Source organism: Bacteroidota bacterium (assembly GCA_005882315.1).
Lineage (GTDB): Bacteria > Bacteroidota > Bacteroidia > Chitinophagales > Chitinophagaceae > VBAR01.
Map to the genome: position 1 here is coordinate 1,869,889 of VBAR01000001.1, position 19,775 is coordinate 1,889,663.

General features: G+C 37.1%; 20 protein-coding genes. 13 read left to right on the forward strand and 7 right to left on the reverse strand.

Annotation, left to right across the window (positions count from 1 at the left end; genetic code table 11):
- The first annotated feature begins 290 nt into the window (after positions 1–290).
- The 8 genes from E6H07_07745 (at position 291) to E6H07_07780 (ending at position 7,424) form a co-directional block, all read left to right on the forward strand.
- Positions 291–983, forward strand: a complete 693-nt coding sequence (locus E6H07_07745) for a hypothetical protein (protein TMI65790.1) — start codon at positions 291–293, stop codon at positions 981–983.
- On the forward strand, positions 923–2,191 hold the full coding sequence (locus E6H07_07750; protein TMI65791.1) for a DUF4407 domain-containing protein: 1,269 nt from the start codon (positions 923–925) through the stop codon (positions 2,189–2,191). Before E6H07_07745 ends, E6H07_07750 begins: the two co-directional genes overlap by 61 nt.
- 14 nt (positions 2,192–2,205) lie before the next feature.
- The gene (locus E6H07_07755) at positions 2,206–3,078 is read left to right on the forward strand and encodes a hypothetical protein (GenBank protein TMI65792.1); all 873 of its coding nucleotides are present in this window, start codon (positions 2,206–2,208) and stop codon (positions 3,076–3,078) included.
- The gene (locus E6H07_07760; protein ID TMI65793.1) at positions 3,075–4,031 is read left to right on the forward strand and encodes a hypothetical protein; all 957 of its coding nucleotides are present in this window, start codon (positions 3,075–3,077) and stop codon (positions 4,029–4,031) included. The genes E6H07_07755 and E6H07_07760 overlap by 4 nt, the downstream gene beginning before the upstream one ends.
- Positions 4,028–5,542, forward strand: coding sequence for a hypothetical protein (locus E6H07_07765; protein TMI65794.1), 1,515 nt, complete (start codon positions 4,028–4,030; stop codon positions 5,540–5,542). The genes E6H07_07760 and E6H07_07765 overlap by 4 nt, the downstream gene beginning before the upstream one ends.
- 48 nt (positions 5,543–5,590) lie before the next feature.
- A complete protein-coding gene (locus E6H07_07770) occupies positions 5,591–6,073 on the forward strand; it encodes a hypothetical protein (GenBank protein TMI65795.1) in 483 nt (160 codons plus the stop codon).
- Positions 6,074–6,352: 279 nt separating this feature from the next.
- Positions 6,353–6,862 carry an RNA polymerase sigma factor gene (locus tag E6H07_07775; protein TMI65796.1) on the forward strand — a complete coding sequence of 170 codons (510 nt, stop codon included), beginning with the start codon at positions 6,353–6,355 and terminating at the stop codon, positions 6,860–6,862.
- Complete coding sequence (locus E6H07_07780; GenBank protein ID TMI65797.1) at positions 6,852–7,424, forward strand: hypothetical protein; 573 nt, start codon at positions 6,852–6,854, stop codon at positions 7,422–7,424. Before E6H07_07775 ends, E6H07_07780 begins: the two co-directional genes overlap by 11 nt.
- A gap of 624 nt (positions 7,425–8,048) precedes the next feature.
- On the opposite strand, the gene E6H07_07785 is transcribed toward E6H07_07780, so the two are convergent.
- A complete protein-coding gene (locus E6H07_07785) occupies positions 8,049–8,651 on the reverse strand; it encodes a hypothetical protein (protein TMI65798.1) in 603 nt (200 codons plus the stop codon).
- Between the two features lie 661 nt (positions 8,652–9,312).
- Positions 9,313–10,365 (reverse strand): hypothetical protein, encoded by a 1,053-nt coding sequence (locus E6H07_07790; protein ID TMI65799.1) that lies wholly within the window; start codon positions 10,363–10,365, stop codon positions 9,313–9,315.
- Between the two features lie 1,075 nt (positions 10,366–11,440).
- Between E6H07_07790 and E6H07_07795 the strand changes: the two genes are divergently transcribed.
- Positions 11,441–11,692, forward strand: a complete 252-nt coding sequence (locus E6H07_07795) for a hypothetical protein (protein TMI65800.1) — start codon at positions 11,441–11,443, stop codon at positions 11,690–11,692.
- A gap of 189 nt (positions 11,693–11,881) precedes the next feature.
- Here E6H07_07795 and E6H07_07800 read toward each other — a convergent pair whose 3' ends face one another.
- The 4 genes from E6H07_07800 to E6H07_07815 all read right to left on the reverse strand — a co-directional run bounded on the left by E6H07_07800 (position 11,882) and on the right by E6H07_07815 (position 15,987).
- Positions 11,882–12,397, reverse strand: a complete 516-nt coding sequence (locus E6H07_07800; protein ID TMI65801.1) for a fasciclin domain-containing protein — start codon at positions 12,395–12,397, stop codon at positions 11,882–11,884.
- A gap of 55 nt (positions 12,398–12,452) precedes the next feature.
- Complete coding sequence (locus E6H07_07805; protein TMI65802.1) at positions 12,453–13,412, reverse strand: fasciclin domain-containing protein; 960 nt, start codon at positions 13,410–13,412, stop codon at positions 12,453–12,455.
- Between the two features lie 539 nt (positions 13,413–13,951).
- Positions 13,952–15,283: a hypothetical protein gene (locus tag E6H07_07810; GenBank protein TMI65803.1), complete on the reverse strand. Its 1,332-nt coding sequence runs from the start codon at positions 15,281–15,283 to the stop codon at positions 13,952–13,954.
- A 218-nt stretch (positions 15,284–15,501) separates the two neighbouring features.
- Positions 15,502–15,987 carry a hypothetical protein gene (locus tag E6H07_07815; protein ID TMI65804.1) on the reverse strand — a complete coding sequence of 162 codons (486 nt, stop codon included), beginning with the start codon at positions 15,985–15,987 and terminating at the stop codon, positions 15,502–15,504.
- A gap of 306 nt (positions 15,988–16,293) precedes the next feature.
- On the opposite strand from E6H07_07815, the gene E6H07_07820 reads away from it, so the two are divergent.
- The 4 genes from E6H07_07820 to E6H07_07835 all read left to right on the forward strand — a co-directional run bounded on the left by E6H07_07820 (position 16,294) and on the right by E6H07_07835 (position 18,885).
- Entirely contained in the window at positions 16,294–16,935 is a 642-nt protein-coding gene (locus E6H07_07820) for a hypothetical protein (protein TMI65805.1), read from the forward strand.
- 103 nt (positions 16,936–17,038) lie between these two features.
- A complete protein-coding gene (locus E6H07_07825) occupies positions 17,039–17,617 on the forward strand; it encodes a Crp/Fnr family transcriptional regulator (GenBank protein TMI65806.1) in 579 nt (192 codons plus the stop codon).
- Between the two features lie 84 nt (positions 17,618–17,701).
- The gene (locus E6H07_07830; protein ID TMI65807.1) at positions 17,702–18,088 is read left to right on the forward strand and encodes a DoxX family protein; all 387 of its coding nucleotides are present in this window, start codon (positions 17,702–17,704) and stop codon (positions 18,086–18,088) included.
- Between the two features lie 56 nt (positions 18,089–18,144).
- Positions 18,145–18,885, forward strand: a complete 741-nt coding sequence (locus E6H07_07835; GenBank protein TMI66495.1) for a methyltransferase domain-containing protein — start codon at positions 18,145–18,147, stop codon at positions 18,883–18,885.
- 105 nt (positions 18,886–18,990) lie between these two features.
- Here E6H07_07835 and E6H07_07840 read toward each other — a convergent pair whose 3' ends face one another.
- Positions 18,991–19,632: a porin family protein gene (locus E6H07_07840; GenBank protein ID TMI65808.1), complete on the reverse strand. Its 642-nt coding sequence runs from the start codon at positions 19,630–19,632 to the stop codon at positions 18,991–18,993.
- Positions 19,633–19,775 lie beyond the last annotated feature (143 nt).

Below are 19,775 nucleotides of genomic sequence, written 5' to 3' on the forward strand. Positions count from 1 at the left end.
AAATGGATGGTGTATCTATAAATATATTGATTTATTTTTCTCTTGACTAGTCTCTTTTATGCCAAAGACTTTCTTTTTTTAATACTCAAAAAACTATATCTTCGGATAGTATAGCACCATCGTTCCATCTTGTCCCTATTAATTATCTCCTGATTAGTTAGCAAGTTTTGGCTAGTAAAACCCAAGTATAGGCTATATAGTAGCATCCTTACCTATGTGAGAACCATTTTATCATTGCAGGTGCATAAAGCAAGCATAGCATAATTAGAGAAGAACTCAATCATTTATCATTGAAAAGATCATTAACGCTAAAAATTTTTTACCAAGTATGGCACATGGTGTACAGTTACACCATACAACTATATCTTTTTATCTTCAGAAAAGATGCATCAATAATATATTTTAAATGCGATCCATTTATAGGCGTCAACGATTTGAGACGTACTATAAGTTGGAAAGTAAAAAATGCTTGGAAAGCTGAGATAGAAAATATCGGCCTAGTAAAGATGAATGATTCCGTTTTATTCAATAATAAACAGTTGAAATCGTCCCTTAAACTTATTGCTTATGGGAGAAGAGGAAGAAGAATAACGATGATTTTATTACTGAATGTTGAAAGGGTTTCTCTCCATCCAATTCCTGAAGTAACTATTGAAAGCATGCCAAACCCTTCAGTGCAACAATTGAAAGAAGATATTCTTCGTCACAATAAAGATTTAACAGACATATATTATAAATATCAAAATAATCACGAGTATCAAAAGGAATTAGAACTCGTAAATGAGATTCCTGAAAATTTAAGTCTACCGCAAATATCATTAATAGGTGAGATACAAGAATTGGAAGATGACCAGTATAAATATATTTCAGAACGATATCATAGTACATTAAAACATTACTCCCACAACCAAAACCAAACATCATGGACACCCGAACCGCTCTTAATTACCCTTTCAAACGCCCCGAAGAATTCACCGGAATAACAAGATTTCTTTGGTGGTGCTGCGGGGCAGATAAGAACATTTTAGCCCGCTGCACTTTTGCTGATCATGTAAAGTATGCATGTCTTGGCGGAATTGTATTCGCTACTGGATTATTAGCAGCCATTGCGGGTGGTTTTGCTTACTATATTATTTTTTCGCCGAAAGGAAATGCAACGGATAAGGATCCATTTAGTTTAACTATCCTTATTACTGCGATCGTATTTGGTCTTATTTGGGGTAATATTATTTTTAATCTTGATCGCTATATCGTTGCAAGCACGGGTAAGGGAGACGGTACAGAAAGAATAACTAAAACAGAATTCTTAAATGCACTTCCCAGGCTATTCATGGGTTCTATAATTGCTCTTACTATTTCCAAGCCCCTTGAAATAAGAATTTTTAAATCCGAAATAGATGCTGAGCTTGAGAAAAAACAAAATATTTTTCGGGCGGAGCAAGATTCTTTAACCAATACAAAGTATAACACAGAGATCGATCTAATACAAGGAGAGATTGATACGCTTACAAAGGAAGAAAGACTAATACAAACAAGAATAGATGCTGCGAGTGAGGGTTTGGCTTTTGAAATGAGCAAACAAGGGGGCTATGGACCAGAAGCAAAAAAATATGAACAAACAAGAGATGCTGAGCAACTACGAAAAGATAATGTTCATGGATTAAACAAGACCAAATATGATGAACTGGAATCTAGAAAAAAAGAAAAAATAAAATCAAGAGATGCGGAGCTAAAGTCAAACGATAACCAGAAGGAAGCATTAGATGGTTTGATGGAAAGAATAAAAATTTCACATGATCTTTCGCCAACAATATCGTGGCTTATTACTTTATTGTTTCTTGCCATAGAGCTTACACCAATCTTTTTTAAACTTATGGTAATAAAAGGACCTTATGATTACCTGGAAGAAAACACAAAAGAGTTAATTGTGGCTACTGAGGGCATTCATAAAATTCATACGGTAAGAACTGATAAGGCCGGTAAAGAATTTGAGGCGGAAACAGCTGTTTATTATACACCGGAAAAGCTAATACTTGAAAAAGGGCAATTGCTAAAAGCTCAAATTGAAATCTCTGAAAAATTAGCCGATAGGTGGAAGAATGAAAAGCTAGTTGAGTTGAATAAGGAAATAGAAGAGGCCAGAAAAAAGTTAAATGGTGACCAAGGAAGCGGAAGTGCAGCTCAGTCATAGTAAACAAATATGGTATGAATTTTTTCCTGACTATTATCGGCATTGATATTTATATTCTTGATAGTACGAAAACAGAGAAACGTACCGTTTTTGTATGGGCTGGTATAACTACATGCCTACTTTTTTGTTTGTCTATAATGAGTTCTTACTACATGATGACATATCTCGTAAAGGATTATATCCTTGATGCAGTGATTGCCTTACTTTTTTCAACTGTGCTTTTCAATTTTTATAGATTTACCATTAGTAGTATCATGTGGCGATCAAAAAAAGTTGAGATACCAACGGATGTAAGGTCACCCGCATTATCTTCAACGATCATTAAATTACTGACCTGTGGTTTTTTTATCATCATAGTAAGCAAGCCAATTGAACTTTGGATTTTTCATTCAGGTATTGAATCTGTTTTCGGCTCGCAAACAGAAACTAAACAACTATACAAGTATTTTTTCTTTCTTCATAGTCATTTCCCCGTCACATGGGTTATAACAGTATTTATACTTGCTGCCTTTCTGTGGCCTATTTGTTTTCGGTCGTTTATAAAAAAATATGGAAACAAGGAATATGAATCGAAACACTATGAAACAATGATAGGCATGGTGAGGACCAATTTCGTTTGGTTTGAAGAAAGCTATAATGATATTTTTAGAAATAAGCATAAAATCCATTGTGCTTTTTCTTATGAAGAAAGGTATTACGATGAAGAACATAATGTTTCAAACAGGAAGCTAGTAATTTATTCAGCCTATCGAACACAATTTGCAAACCCTCCTTTTAATACAATTCTTAAAGAGAAAATAGTGAACACCAAGGGAAAATCAATGAAGCACGGAACTAGCAAAGAATTCTTTGATCTTATTGACCAATTACCTATTCAATCAAAATGAAACATATCACCGGTATATTCAAGGGTAGATATAAAGGACAGGAAGTAGATCCATTGCGTCTCAAAACAATTAATACTCTTCATTTTCTTAATGTAGATGCCGGGGCTACGATTACTGATTGTAAATGGATTGATGATTATCGGAAAAGTGAATTTAATAAGCAACTGTTGAATGTAAACTCGGTTCCTTCAGCTGATGTTTATTTTAATACAACAAATCATCCAAACGAAAAGCCTTTTAGGGAAAATCTACATTCATGCATTCTTATTGATCCATCTATATCAAATGTTATGCATAAGGATGGATATACATATGGAGATATTGAAGGAAAGATTTATGGTACTATCGGTAGTATAAAAGACTCAACTACAATAACCACAAACGGCATAGAATTCACTCCAATATATAATTATGAAAAAACTGCCTTGCCAATAACAATTGCTAACCCTCTATCAGACTTTATTGTAGAAAAACCATCTACTTGGCGATGGGGTTCGATCATACCAGTTCTACTTTGGGCTTTTTTTTTAGGGTGGGGTTTGTGGTGGCTCATCAATCACAGAGGCTGTAATAGAATAAGGCAAACCAATTTCGACAATACAAAAACGGATAGCATTCCTGTAAAAGATGATAATGATAGCTTACAGTTTAATTCAAAAAACATAACATTTAGTGTGTACGATTGGTATCTGGAAGACCATGATACAGTGTCGCTTTACCTTAATGGTATATCTATCAAGGAAAATATTCCATTGTCGTTACAACCAGTTTCCTGGGTTGAGCCTACTGTTAATCATGGGAGAAATGCACTGTTGATTGAGTCGGTAAATGATGGACTATCCGGCCCAGCTTCGCCAACAATTGAGATCAACGATGGTAGGAATGTAAAAGTTTTTCAGATGAGAGTTTATCGTGGTAAACCAAAAAAGATTTATCTCAACATCAATCAATGAAACCTGGCTCAAAATATTATTTACAGGCAACTATAAGGGCAAATTATTCCGGGTTCAACAGGGATGATAAGAGCACAAAAAGACAATCTCAATTTCAACTTAAAGATCTTTTAAATACCGAAATATCAAACATCCAACGAATCGATGGATACGATTCAAAATATTTGACTGTCGGAGATAATTATTTATTCTTTCCTGATTTATATGGTGTATTGCTAAAACATGGTGGGACTTATTACAGGATAAATCTTTCCAATTCTTATCTCACAGACATCAGGCTCTCAGAACATGGAAAAGATGGAATTTACTCCTTTGGTAAACTCGAGGGAATTGTAAATGCAACTATTGAAAACCCTATTCAGGAAACAGTATTGCCAAAAGTTTTAAGTTATAGTGATAGTTCCGAAGAAAAACAGATCACTGTTACCAACAATACGTCCGGTGATCTTACACCTGTGGACATAGATACAGCAAAGCCTATAAAGACAACAGATCAAAAAAACAAATACATAAATGGAGGATCAATATTTGGCTGTCTCACTCTTTTAGTATTAGGGATAATTTTACTTGGAGCATATTGGAAATCAATTGGCATCTTTTTACTTCTGCTAGGCGGCATATTGTTTTTGGGTTGGCTGTTCGGCTCTATCAGGCAATGGATCGGTTATATAGTGGCTGCTCTTGTGATCATTGGAATATTAAGTTGGTTCTTTTCCACCACCAGCAAAACAAAATCCAGTTTAACGGAAAGAGGTAAGGACGATGCTCGGGAAACATCGACTATACGAAAAGATACAACTCAAAAGGATAAGAGTGATTCAATTCTTATTGTGCATCACCGCAATTGGAATGACTATGCAGGCCATGCATATGAAACAGATTTAATTATAAGACAAAATGATTATTTAAATTCTAAACGATTTCATTTCGGTCTATCAGATGGGTATACAGGCAGCGAACACGAGTTCTGGAGAAATATTTACAATCAACTTAGCAATACCGACAAAGGTGGGTTGCAATTCATTTATGAAAAACTCGACAGTATTGCTCGCAATGATAATATGGATCAGGTGCAGTTTGCAAATATGGTTGTAAGTTGCGTGCAGGATATTCCTTATGTCCTTATTTCCAATCTCGATTGTGACAGATATAAAATAGAAAATCCACAGGATGTTTCGGTCATCAATCAAACCGGTTGTTTCGGTCCATCAAAGTTTGGTGTGCAATCTCCAACAGAGTTTATGTATAACCTAAAAGGTGATTGTGATACAAGAACTCTTTTCTGCTTTACTGTTTTATCACGATTCAATTATGATGTGGCAATACTTAACAGCAATCAATACCGACATTCAATACTTGGAATAAACATTCCTGTAGAAGGAGAATATAAAATGTACAGAGGTAATAGGTACTATTTGTGGGAAACAACAGCCAAGGGGTGTATTCCCGGCTTTATATCTCCTGATTATAGAAACATGAGTTATTGGGATTTTATACTTCTATCAAAATAAAAAATTATGAACACAAAACTTTTTTACTTATCGCTTATTGAATGGATTTTGAGTTTGGTAATTGGTGTAGTTGTTTTATATGTAACCTATCTTGTATTTCGTACATGGTTCAAGAAAAGATACCCAACTGAAAATGATAACCTCGCATTTAAAATTTTAGTAGCTGCTATATTGTTTAGTACAGGATATTGTATTAGCGGCGCCATACAGTCGATAGGAAGTACATTCAAACTTTTGGAAGCACAAGGACTTTCTGGCGGAATTTATATTTTTGAATGTATTAAATATGTAGTTGTATATGTAATAATCGGATTGGTGGTATCTATGCTGTCTAATTTTATTACTCTTATTTTTTACAATAGCATCACACGTTCTGAAGATGAACTTCAGGAAATAGCAAACGGCAAACTTAGTTATGCAATATTGATGGCAACTATTGTTATTGTCATTTCATTATTTACCAAAGATGCTTATATAAACATATTGGAATCTATAATGCCTTATCCAGACGTACCTGTATTACCTAGGTAACTTCAACTTTGGCTCGTGTCCGTAAGTGAGGCAGCCCGGTTGTCGCCCCACGCAACCGAATAAGCAAAATCTGACAGTATAAATTGAATAACAAAAAAAGTGATGCGGAAAAAAGGCTCGTGAGGCACGAACCCTGGCTGCAGTTTTAAACCCACACCAACCTGTCCCGAAGACTTTCGGGAGCAAACCCCACGCTGACAGTAAACAAAACAGCCAAAATTATTTGCTCCTGTAAGAATCTGTTATCTTTTAGGTACTAATAGGAAAAGGAACAATGACGTGAACGAAAAAGAACAGAAATACATTTTCGATGATTGGCTCGGTAGCCATAAAGCCCTCATCTTTAAAATAGTTCGTGCTTATGCATTTACTATTGCCGATCGGGACGATCTTTTCCAGGAGATCATAATACAGGTATGGCATTCTATCCCATCGTTTAGAAAAGAGTCTTCCATTATTACATGGATATATCGTGTATCGCTCAATACAGCTATTAAATGGACGAAGAAGGAACGAAAACATAGCCAATCTGAAGCAATTGAAAAGATGGAACATATTTTACATGAGAGCAGGATACAAACTGATGAACGCCTGGTTTGGCTCTATGAAGAAATATATAAACTCGATGAGATCGATCGCTCCATTACTTTATTACTGCTGGATGGCTTTAGCTACAAAGAAATGGCTTCTATACTGGGCATTACTGAATCAAATGTTGGAGTGAAGATCAACCGGATAAAAAAACTATTGATAGCTAAAACTAAAAAACATGATTACTATGGAATTTGAAGAACTGCAGAAGATCTGGAACGCACAAGACAACAAACCTTTATATGCAATAAATGAAAAAGCTATGTATAACTATATTTTGTCAAGAAAGAAACAAGCTCACCATATTACCAATATTAGTGAGTTACTACTGATCTTTGTAAATATCTTTTCCGGAATTTTTGTTTTTGCAATGAGTTATTTCAAACAAGGCGGGAACATCTTTATGTATGGTTTATCGGCCTGGATGTTAGGCAGCGCATTGTTTATCCTGGTCAGCCGGATCATAAGAATTAAGGGCAACAACCGGTTTGATCGGTCCATGCTTGGCGATCTTGATCACGCCATTTCAGTGGCAACATACCAGGTTCGTATTTCCAGAATAATGCGTTGGAATATTCTGCCGATCGCGGCACTCTGCATTCTTGGAATTTGGGAAAGCGAAAAACCAGTTTGGATAGCTGTAGTACTACTGATCTTTTTTGCCTTAACTTTTTATGCGAGTGGATGGGAGCATAAAATTTATGAACGTAAAAAACGTGAATTAAAAACATTACAAAACAAGTTAGGAAGCGAGGATTAAATCCTTGATTCCAACCATTGACCTTTGTCAACTTCTCGACAAATAAAATCAAGAGAGTTATTAGTTGTTAGCTCTATGGTATAATTTGTTTAGCGTTCCCAACACCAAAACCACCAACATGAAGAGTAATAACAGCACTTTCAAACTTAAGCTTTTAACTGTGTTAAGTTTTATATCAGTTCTCATCCCAATCTTAATATGGGTATTATGGAGTTACTGTTTTAATTCACAAACTAATCAGGCTGACAGAGTGAAAATGTTTGAAAGCTATTTTCCAGAATTCCTAAACGGACAATTTACTATCTCTCTAATTTCTTTATTGCTTTGTGTTCTTAGCATAATTCTATCTTCTATTTATTTGAATAGAAGGACTCCTTTATTAAAGGCTATCAGCATTATATTAATTGTTGCAGGTGGTTTAATGACACTGCTCTCATTGTTTTCATTAATGTAACCTTCGTATTGTTTCGTGTCCGTAATTGAGGCAGCCCGGTTGTCGTGTCCCTTGGCTGCAGATGCAATTGCAGAAGCTCATGCCAGCGAAACTAAGCATTAAAGTGCCATAAAAAAAGAAGACTGTTTTTTTAGGACAGTCTCTTTTTATAATCTTATGAAAGATAAATGTTATAGTTTTTCCTTTACCTCAACACCGCCCATAGTGCCTTTTTTCTTCATCACCATACCCGATTCACTCACCAGCACTTTCATTTTATCAGTACCTTTTTCAAGGTCAATTTCATAGGCTTTTGTGTTCTTGTCATTTTCTTTATCTACGTTTTTAATAGTGAACCCATCAAATTGTGAATTGAGTGTTTTTGTAACAGCAGCAGGTAATGTAGTAAAATCGCTAATGTTTGTAACCGTTCTTATCCACTCACCCTGATCATCGTACCATGTCCAGTAATTGCTGCCATCCAGGTTATAAGTCACCATATAATCACTGGTATCCATCGAAGGCCATTCATACCAGGTCCATTCAATTGCGTCAATTGGTTGATATGTTGTCCAAACGGTATTACTTGCTTTTGGATACTTTGTTTCAAATGATTTTTTTGTTTTTTCAGGAACAACAACAGTGGTTGTTGAATAGTTGGTTGCAACTTCTGATGATTTGTTCACTGAAGTATCAGTTTTTACATCAGACGTTGCACTCTCTGTAGAACTTTCTCCGCATGATGAGAGAATAATTATCCCCAATGCAGGGGCTAATAATGATTTAAGTTTCATTTTATGTCGTTTAGTTTAATATTCACGGGATTTTTATTCCCTTTTAAGTTTATACGTTTAATTATCGTGCCAATAAAAGATTTGTTTGTAGGAAAGCACTTATCAGAATGCAATTGCCTTCGCCTTGGTTCGTGCCTGCCTGCCGTAGGCAGGTCCGTAGCGAGTGCCCCGATGTCACCCCACGCATCGGAACGATTAAAGGAGTATGTGGTTATTAGTTGAATAACGAATGGTGCTGCGTGGGCGACAGCACGAAATATCAATTCGTTCAACTGTTCATGTATTTTATCAGAGGTCAGCACCATTTAATAAATAAAAAACCCTCTCAGAATTTGAGGGCTTTTTAGAAAGGAAGGGTCTAATGGTTATTACGGTAACACAACAGCATCAATCACATGATTCACGCCATTGCTGCATTTAAGATCAGTGGTGGTAACATAGGATGACCGTTTTTTCATCTGTCATTTTACTTTGTCATTATCAGGTGATGCAATTTTTTGTTTGTTGATTATTAATAAACGTTCAACAAAAACAATAGTTCAAATTATTTGAAATCTATTCTAAATAGAGGTTGTGTGGAGTTTTTCAGGTACTGTTAACAGAAATCGTTAAACAGAAATGGTGTGTGGTACGTGTACCCACGCATCAGGCAGCAATAATCTCAACTCTCAACTGTTCCAGGTATTTCTTTCACTAACCCTTCACCATAACAAGCGGCGGGTGTCTGGTATCCGGGCTTAAAATTTTCTTCCAATACTTTTTTTGCAATGATCAGGCAGCTATGGGCTGTGAGTGTATAACCGTCAGCACAGGTAAAATGATCGGAAATAACTTCTCCTCTTTCATTCCTTATTTCACCCCATACAAAGCTTTTTGCTTTGCTTCGCATTTCATCACTGGGTCCGGCGGGACGCTTTTTTATTTTCTTTCTGATCATATTTTTCACCCATTCCATTCTTAATAACCAGTTGAATGTTCCCTGCAGTTTCATCATCCTGTAAATGCCCGGTTTAATTGCTGTATATGCCTGTATGTTAGGAATGCCAGTTGTATAATAAGCCGTGGATACATCACCCCAGGGAATAGACATCACAAATAGTTTCTTTTCTCCGAAATCAACCCACATACCTTCCTTACCTAATGCCTGCCTGACGATCTTTCCATTTTCACGGGCAGCGCCGCCATAACCTAATTTATTCACCATCGTCATAGCCGTACCATTACTTACACCGCCACCAACAGAAGCAAATGCCAGTTTTAAATGAGTGGCATCCGGTAATTTATTTTTTAAACGCAAAGCCATGCAATCGGTCGGCACTACATCAAAGCCGGCACCCGGTAAAAGCATAATGTTCTTTTCTTTTGCTGCTGCATCGTAACGTTTTATCATTTCAAACACACTGATATCACCATTAATGTCTAAATAATGTGTGCCGGTTTGCAAACAGGCATCGATCATTTGTTTTGCCGTGTCAGCAAAAGGACCGGCTGCATGTATCACCACTTTTATTCCATTCAGCGCTTCTTTCAATTGCGCTGCATTATTAATATCGATGATTTTGTATCCCAGATTTAATTCATTTGCCAGCGGCTTGACCGCTTCTTCTCTGCGTCCGGCAAGTATAGGTTGTAAACCATATTGTGCTGCATACTTTGCGATGAGTACACCTGTATAACCATTGGCACCATAAAGAAGAACTGAATTGGATTGCATGGAAGTAAGTTGAGAAAAGGAAGGTAAGAATTATTGGGAGTTGCCGTGCTTTCTTTTGGGCCTTGATGTTTAGCCTCAGAACATGTGAATTATATAAATTATTCTAACAAGTGTATAATACTTATCCTTTTCAATCTTCTTAATTTTTCATTCTAATGTTACAAGAAGATATTATAGGGCTTCCGCTGCCAGACTTAATGGACCTCTTAGTAATAAATACGGTAAAATTACTTGAGCTGTCGCACAAAAAGGATACTGATACTTTTATTCTGCGTGATGTGAGAGTAGAACTTCAATTGATCCAGCGGGTTATTGGAGATAAGAAATCTTATAAATTGAAAATGGCTGTATAAGTTTCAATGGAATTGCTTTGGGAGACTTGTCATGCCGAGCCTGTCTTTTTAAATTATCGATTTAAATGCATGTAAGCGAGGTATCCTCCGCCTTGGTTCGTGTCCGTAAGTGAGTGCCCCGATGCGTGTCCCCACGCAACGGAATTAATAAAACAAGTGACGCAAGGGGGTCTTCCAACTGATCTGCAGCCTGCATTGATCGAAATATCAATTCGTTCAACTGTTCATGTATTTTATCAGCGGCCAGCACCATTTAATAAATAAAAAACCCTCTCAGAATTTGAGGGCTTTTTAGAAAGGAAGGGTCTAATGGTTATTACGGTAACACAACAGCATCAATCACATGATTCACGCCATTGCTGCATTTAAGATCAGTGGTAGTAACATAGGATGACCGTTTTTTCATCTGTCATTTTACTTTGTCATTATTAAGCGATGCAATTTTTCTGTTTCATAGAAATTTACTTGTATAATCATTATTAATAAACGTTCAACAAAAACAATAGTTCAAATTATTTGAAATCTATTCTAAATAGCGGTTGTGTGGAGTTTTTCAGGTACTGTTAACAGGAATCGTTAAACAGAAATGGTATCTCAGAATAAATATGAATGAAGAGGGCAAGGTTCGTTAGACCTGCCTACCGGCAAGCAGGCACGAACCCTGGCCGCAGAAACTGCTTCGCAACATTTTAGGTATATTGTATATCTTAAAATTTTGTACAATGTCAGATCAAAATAAGTTGGCGATACTATCTGTGATAAGTGGCGACTCAACACCTGGTAAACCTGCCCGGTTTAGTTTTAATTCACTTACTAAAACGTTGAATTTATCCAAAGAGGATATAGATACACTCCTGGTTGAACTTAATAAGGGCCGCTTCATTAGCCAATATGTGAAAAAAGGCGTTGATGGTTTTACGGTAATAGTAAATCAAAAAGGACTTGATGCGGTACAGGATGGATCTTTCATTTAAGATCTCAGTGCTGGTTCGTGGGGAACTGCCTATCGGCAGGCAGGCACTAACCTTTGGCATAGAATATTAAAAAGAATATTGAGTCGCCTCGGCAGTTAACATGTTTTTGATCTCAATGAACTTCTATACAGTAAACCAAAAAGCCCTCTTAGTATTTGAGGGCTTTTTTTAGAAGGAAAGGTCTAATGGTTATTTAGGTAACAGGACAGTATCAATAACATGGATTACTCCATTGCTGCCCTTAAGATCTGCAGTGGTAACATATGCCAAACCACCTTTTTCATCTTTCAGTTTTACTTTACCATTGTCCAGGGACGCAGTCAATTTACCTCCACTCACTGTTGTTAATGTAACCGACCCTTTTCCTTTTTTGATGGCTGCTAATACAGCCGCTGCATCAAGATTGCCGGCTACAACATGGTAAGTAAGAATTTTGGAAAGGGTTGCTTTATTTTCTGGTTTCAACAAGTTATCAACTGTGCCTGCTGGTAATTTAGCAAACGCATCATTTACGGGTGCAAAAACTGTGAAGGGGCCATCGCCTTTTAAAACCGAAACAAGATCGGCTGCTTTTACAGCTGCTACCAATGTGGTATGCGCATCAGATCCAATAGCAATATCAACGATATCTTTCTTTTGAGCATTGATCGTTAATGCTGAAAAAGAAGCTACGAATACAAGGGCAAACGAAATAATTCTTTTCATGATTTTTGTTTTTTATTTATTAAGTGATCTTACTATTTGATGGGAATTAATTTTATCATGGTATCAATACACGATCGATCAGGTGTACCACACCGTTTTTGCACACAATATTTGTTGCTATGATATTTGATCTGTTACCGCCATTCCCGTTTCCGGTAATTGTTGGGCCGCCTGTTGTACCATTAGAGAGATTAATAACTGTATTTCCTCCTGCCAGCATTGCGAGATTGCTGTTTGAAAGATCAGATGAAAAAGCACGGCCGCCCACCACATGATATCTCAGCACCGCCAATAATGTAGCTACAGGGATACTTTCAATTTTCGACAGGCCTAATGCGCTAAGTAGTTGTATGAATGCTGCATTGGTGGGAGCAAATACCGTCAGCCTCGCGGTGCCTAAAGTAGAAGCGAGTGAAGGATCACCACCGGGTGCAGTGGTAGCTCTTGTTACTGCTTTTACTAAAGAATCTAATCCGCTTGCAACGGCAGTCTCAACAATATTACCAGCCGCCGGTATAAGAACTTTGCCAATAGTATGGATCACTCCGTTATCGGCAGCTACATCGGCAGTGTTTACTTTTATTCCATTAACATATACACCCGATGCATTTTTTGTTACAAACACAGAATCTCCGCTGGCTGTAATAACTTTTGCATTGGGACCTGCCGGTACGTCCGCCGCTGTTATTTTACTGCCAATAGTGTGATATAGTAAAATATTCTGCACTTGTGCCGTTGTGAGGGAATTCAGCGTAGTTGTTGTAATTCCAGAGGCAATAAAGGCGGCATCGTCGGGAGCAAAAACGGTGAAAGGTCCTGGTCCACTTAATGTCGCTTGTAGGTTTGCTTTAAGAACTGCTGATTCAAGTGTTGTAAAAGTTGAACCCGAAACAACTATATCTGTAATTGTGTTAGTTGGAGCCGGCGTGTCATCTTTTTCACAGCTGCTAAAAAAAATCATAGAACCCGTCGCAATCACCATTGCTGATCGAATGAAAATGTTTTTCTGTTTCATAGAAATTTTTTTGTTTAATATTTATTTATAAACGTTCAACAAAAAAAATGGTTCGGATTATTTTGAATTTATTTTAGCATAGAGGTTGTGTGGATTTTTCCAGCTACTGTTCACAGAAATTGTTAAACAGAATGATGTGATGCACTCATTTGAATTAAGTTATTTGTCGATCTCCTTTGTGCCTGCCCGGGCCTTGCGTTGAATCAACTACAACATACATGAACAAAGAAGGCAGGCTTCTTTCACTTTCGTGTCCGTAAGTGAATGCCCGGTTGTTGCCCCACTCAATCGAAACAGCAAAAGCTGACAGTATAAATTGAACAACAAAATAAGTTATGCGGAAATAGGTTCGTGGGCCACGAACCCTGGCGGTGAAAAGGAAGGTAAGAATTATTGGCAGTTGCTTGTGCTTTCTTTTGCCTGTAAAAGTGAGTATGTGCTCCGTTGCTTGTCCCTACGCAATGGAATAATGAACATAATCATGCAAGGTTCGTGGGGTCACGAATCTTTGCGGCAAGAGCAGGCAATTGATCCAGATCTTAATTAAGTTTTGCAGGATTATTCATTGGTTTGTTAATGATATAAACAATCTTTCCATTGAGTACGGCGGAACATTTTCCTTCAGATATAGTATAGCTTTCATAAATGAATTCTGTCACCTGCCTGCCCAGGGTATCATAAAATCCATATTTTCCTTTAAAGCTTACAGGGATCAGGCTTTGAACAAAAAGAATCGGATAATCAAATTTTGCCGGAATTATCATTTTACCAGTCTTGTTGATCATGCCATATTTCGGATTTTGCTTATCAATTATCACACTGGCGAATCCATTTTGAAATTTGGTGGCAAGTGCATATTGAAAAGGGATAACGGTTTCACCAACCAGGTTGATGTAGCCATATTTACCTCCTTTTCTGATAGCGATCAATCCTTCGCCCTGCTCATAAGCATAAACATCATAAATAAAAGGAATAAGGATCCGGCGGTCTTTATCTATAAATCCCAATTTGTCTTTCCATTGCACTCCCTGCATTCCATCAACAGTTGGTCCACTTCTTTCAAAAACAACATCAGCCGGAACCCTGGCGCCACCTTTTGTATCAGTGGGCTTTCCGGTTACCTGCTTATTATCTACTTTTTTGATCGCAACAGAAATTCCAGGATCCTTAATGCAACGAACTGAAAAACCATATTCGTTCATAGTATATTTTGAAAACAAAGCATCCTCGGTGTTTTTAAGTATAAAGAACCAGGAACTGTGTATGTCATCCTCATAATTACCTTTCTCAACACCATAGTCATAATCATCCTGGTCTGGGGTATCAAAAGCAGTAGATGTCCACCACCACCCCTGATCGCCACCATGAAGAAAAACACCATTGATAAAACGGTTGCCTCCAGGCAATGCGTTAAAGCCGCTTTTGTTATTGCCATTTCCTTTATTATCCCAACCACTTATTGCTTTCATCCTTTGGCCGGTATAGGAAATAATACCTGCAACTTGAAAATCTAATGAGGCTAGATAACTGTCCAATTCAAGCCACTCCTTTTGTCCGGGTATATGCCAGCCCTGGGGGGCTAATCCTCTTGGATCATTTACGGCATACCAATTATATAACTTACCATATTTTTTACCATTCGCAGCATCTTCATTGTAATAACACCATGCAGGTCTTTTTTCTATACCAGCTTTTTCCCAATCTTCATCTGATCTCGCTTCAGGTATTATGTCACCATTTCTAAAATTGCTTACGTTAAGGTTTTGTGCCATCCAGATCTGCTTGCCAATTTTTACCTGTGCAAAAGCTTTTTTTTGCACGGTGATGATTAGTAATAACAATAAACTTAATGAGGTAATTAACTGTTTCATTTATTTTGTTTGCATTATACGGATCGACAAAAGTGGTTAAGAGGCAGGAAGGAACTTTTGATTTAATGTAAGGAAGAAAATACCTAAAAGCTCAATCTCGTCAAAAGATAGTGTTTTAAAAATCACTTATGAGTTTTATTTTTTAAGTATTGAAGCATAACCATCGCTTGCAAAACGGAACCCTGGCCACGCAGATAATCAAGTTCGATTTTTTCTAATTAGTTTTCTATTTTGAAATTATTTTCAGCAGCATATTTAGCCTGGGCCGTATTCACCTTCTCCATATAACTTGCTTCAAGTTTTACTTTTGACTTAAGTGTATCCATTTCCGCCTGCACTTTTTCTGCGGGAGTACTCGCATTGAATGCTTCAAAAGGCCGGAAAGAATCGGTTAATTGCTTTTCAATCTTCAATAGATCGATCATTGCCATTCTCAGCTCTTTGCTATTATTTACATCTTTCATCTTTTGTACCAACAAAATATACTTATCGATGAATGCCTGCATTCCTTCTCTTATGGGTTTGAGCGTAGTGTAATTGCCAGTTTGCTTTGCAGCATTAAGTGCAGTTCCCCAGGCAGAGCCCCCGGCGTAAAGACTATCAGAAATGTCGGCCATTTTATCATTAAACTCTATAGCAGTCTGAGCTTTTACTGTTGGTGTCGTTAGCACTATAATTGCGAACAGCAGGTAAATTCTTTTCATTAAATTAAATTAAATCTACAAGGTTAAGCATAATAGTATTACTAAATACAAAATATATCCTTCCAGGAAAATAAAAAATGTGAAAAAAGTAGTAGGCATTTTCCTTCGCCTTGATTCGTGCCTGCTTGCCGGCAGGCAGGTTTGTTAAGTGAGGCAGCCCGGTTGTCGCCCCACGCAACCAAATGGCAAAACACAACAATAGAAAACACTCTAAAATTTGTATTTTCAGGCGATGCACTTCTATTTTGGACGTGTGGATAGATGAATGAATTTAAAATGCCAGAACTGAAATAAGTAATAGTTTATATGAGATCATTTATTTCGATACTTTTTTTCTTAGTTCTTTGCAGCAGTACTGCATGGTCACAAGACGATACTGATTCTCTCTTTGCAAAGGATTCTATTGTTAGCCGGTTTCTTATCATTAACTCTTTTGATGCATCTTCTATAGACGCAAGAAAAAATAAAAAAGAATTGTTTGCTCAGTTGGCTGATAGCCTTAAACATTTATTATATAACAAGCTTGCACCGCAATTCAAAGAGCAGGTAATTATTTATCCAGGGTTATTGCCACAAACTGAAAAAGCAGACAGCATTATCCTTTCCCTCATGGCTGATAGTAACGCCTCAAATGCTATTGTAGTTAAGAAACTTGATGCCTTCTTTGAAAATACGGGAGTGGAAGTTACCGGCGAAAAAAATGATAAGACCCGAAAAGTCTCTTATGATATCTGTTCAGTTATTACTTACCAGATATACAATAGCGAAGAAAAACTGAAAGAATCGGAAATACGTATCTGCGAACCTTATACTGTACGAAATACGATGAGTGGCTTGTTTGCTGTTGGTCCTGATATTGTCGGAAAAAGAAAAGACGCATTCAAGATCGTAGAGAGAAATGTTGAGAAATTATTCTTATTGCCTCTGCTTTGGTTCTCCGAAAAGTAGTGAGTGCCCAATACCGACATTGCTATCATAATGTTCCCACGCATCAGAATAATAAAATAAGTGGATCCATTTTATTAATTTCATATTCATTATTATTATTAATATGGTCGAATCCTTATTTGAATATTTAGAGAAAGTTCATCCGTTATCAGCAGCGGATAAGGATTTGATCCGGGATGTCTGTATTCCAAAAAAGGTACTGAAAGGAGAATTTTTGTTACGTGAAGGTGACCCGTTAAAGTACGGGACTTTTGTATGCAAAGGTTTCCTGCGCAGCTATGTGGTAGACAACAAAGGCAAAGAACATATTATCCAGTTTGCTCCGGAGAACTGGTGGATCGCCGATAAAGCTGCGGGTTCAGAAGGAAAAGCATCTTGTTTTATAGATGCTATTGAAGACTCTGCTCTATTATTGGTAGACCAGGCAGGACATTTTAAAATGCTGGAGAAAGTGACTGCTTATGGCAAATCATTCCAGGCCGGCATGCAAAAAAGATCTGCTGCAAAAGATAAACGGATTATTCATTCTCTTGTTGCCGACGCTGAAGAACGCTATAATGATTTTATACAAACCTATCCTTCTATTGCGCAACGAGTGCCACAGCACATGCTGGCTTCTTATCTCGGTATTGCTCCCGAAACACTGAGCCGTGTTCGCAGAAAGTCTATGCGCAAAAAATAACAACTGTTTTTTTTTTATTTTGACTTATGTCAACGTGCAGGGTTTCACCCGCCGGTAGTTTTGTTTTATCAAAATTTATTAAAAATGAAAAGCAAAACAAACAAAATTATCAAATGGCCACCATCCATCCTTGTAGCATTGGTGATTGGTGCAGGTTCAGTGATGAAACTTACTGCTCAGCCACAACTGGTTGAAGTATTCACAAAAGCAGGCTTACTTCTTTATATGAAACTGCTGGGAGTAGCAGAACTCATATTTGTTTCATTATTTCTCTGGCCACCCACGCTGAGGATCGGCTTCGTTTTATTGACCGCTTATTTTGGTGGTGCCATGGCTGTTGAATTATCACAGCATATTTTTTTCATAATGCCTGCCATGATACTTGCATTTGTTTGGCTGGCTGCCTGGCTGCGTGATAATTCGTTGTTTGGTATTATGCACAAAAGACAAAAAACAATTGCGACACATTAATATCATCATCTTTTAATTATTAAACCTCTTTTATGAAAAATACAATTGAATTGAAAATTGAGAACAACACTAACTGGTATAAAAAATGGTTTGATTCTGCTTTTTATCACCAGCTTTATTCGAACCGGAGTGAAAAAGAAGCCACTGATTTTATTGATGCATTACTGGATGAATTGAAGCCTCCGCCAAATGCAACCATGCTTGACCTGGGTTGCGGAGCAGGACGTCATGCAAAATGGCTGGCTGCAAAAGGATTTGATGTAACAGGATTGGATCTCGCTGCTTCCAGTATACGAAGTGCAAAGAAATACGAAAAAAGAAATCTCCGGTTTGCAAAACATGATATGCGTGATCCATTTGGTAAGAACCAGTTTGATTATGTGTTTAATTTTTTTACCAGCTTTGGATATTTTAGAAATGAAGAAGAGAATAATAAAGTGATCGGTAATATTTGTCATTCATTAAAACCGGGCGGCACATTAGTACTGGATTATTTAAATGTAGCATGGTCTGAAGAACGATTGATCCCTGAAGAAACAAAAGAGATTGATGGGATTATTTATCATATCTCCCGGTGGACAGATAAACGGTTTTTCTATAAAAAAATAGTGATTGATGATATGCCTGCGGGTAATTCTGAATTCGTTGAACAGGTGGCTAAATTTGGCCTGAATGATTTTGATTATATGTTTGAACAAAATGGATTGAAGCTGGAAAAGATCTATGGAGATTACCGGCTGAATGAATACGATAGTGTCACATCATCTAGAATGATCTTATTAGCTATAAAGGAATAATATTATCCTCTATTTTAATTTCTCAGTGCTTGCTGGCCCATCACAATAAAAAAAGGAGGATAGTTGATCCTCCTTCGCTACTAACCGAATCTGGTAATTGTTTATCTATTTAAATGTATAATATATACCAATATTGAAAACTGCACCGGATCCGTTACCCTGAACAAAACTGCTCGACCCAACCGTATTCACTCCGATATTAAAATCAGATTCTTTACCGGTTTCTGCATCATCCTGCTTATATGTTATTGATGAATATCCTAACAGTCCATATTGACCAACTGCCGTAAAACGGGGAGACAAGGCATAGGCCGCACCGATCCCTAAACTAATACCAAATCCAGAACCCTTGAACTTCTCTTCAGGAGTAGATGTAAAATCTGTACTCTCACCAGACAGGTAGTTAAAATACAATCCGGTAAAACAACTGAAGTTATCAGTCACTTTTTTAAATTTCCTTACATAAATGGTTGGCGAAAAACCGAAAAAATCAGAGGTCTTGTCATCATCATCCTTCTCGGTTGAACCATTCAATCCAAGAATAAAACCCAACTGGATATCATTCTTCAGGAAAGTACCTATCTCAGGACCGAAAGCCCAGGAAGTAGTGGTCGACTTTGTACCAACGGTTGGTTCCATTGTATTTGAGCCATAACCGGCTACACCACCAATATACCAACTACCTTTTTGTGCATAGGTGATCGAAGAAGTTAATACGATCAGTAAAACAAGGAATTGCTTTTTCATATTATTAGGTTTTGATTAAAATGTTAATCCACTCCAATGGTAATGTGAATACAACTCATGTTCAAATGCACGAACCCTGGTAGTGTGAATTTTGTCTTTTCATAAGGAACCTGTTAATTCATGATCTGTTCTATGATGATAAC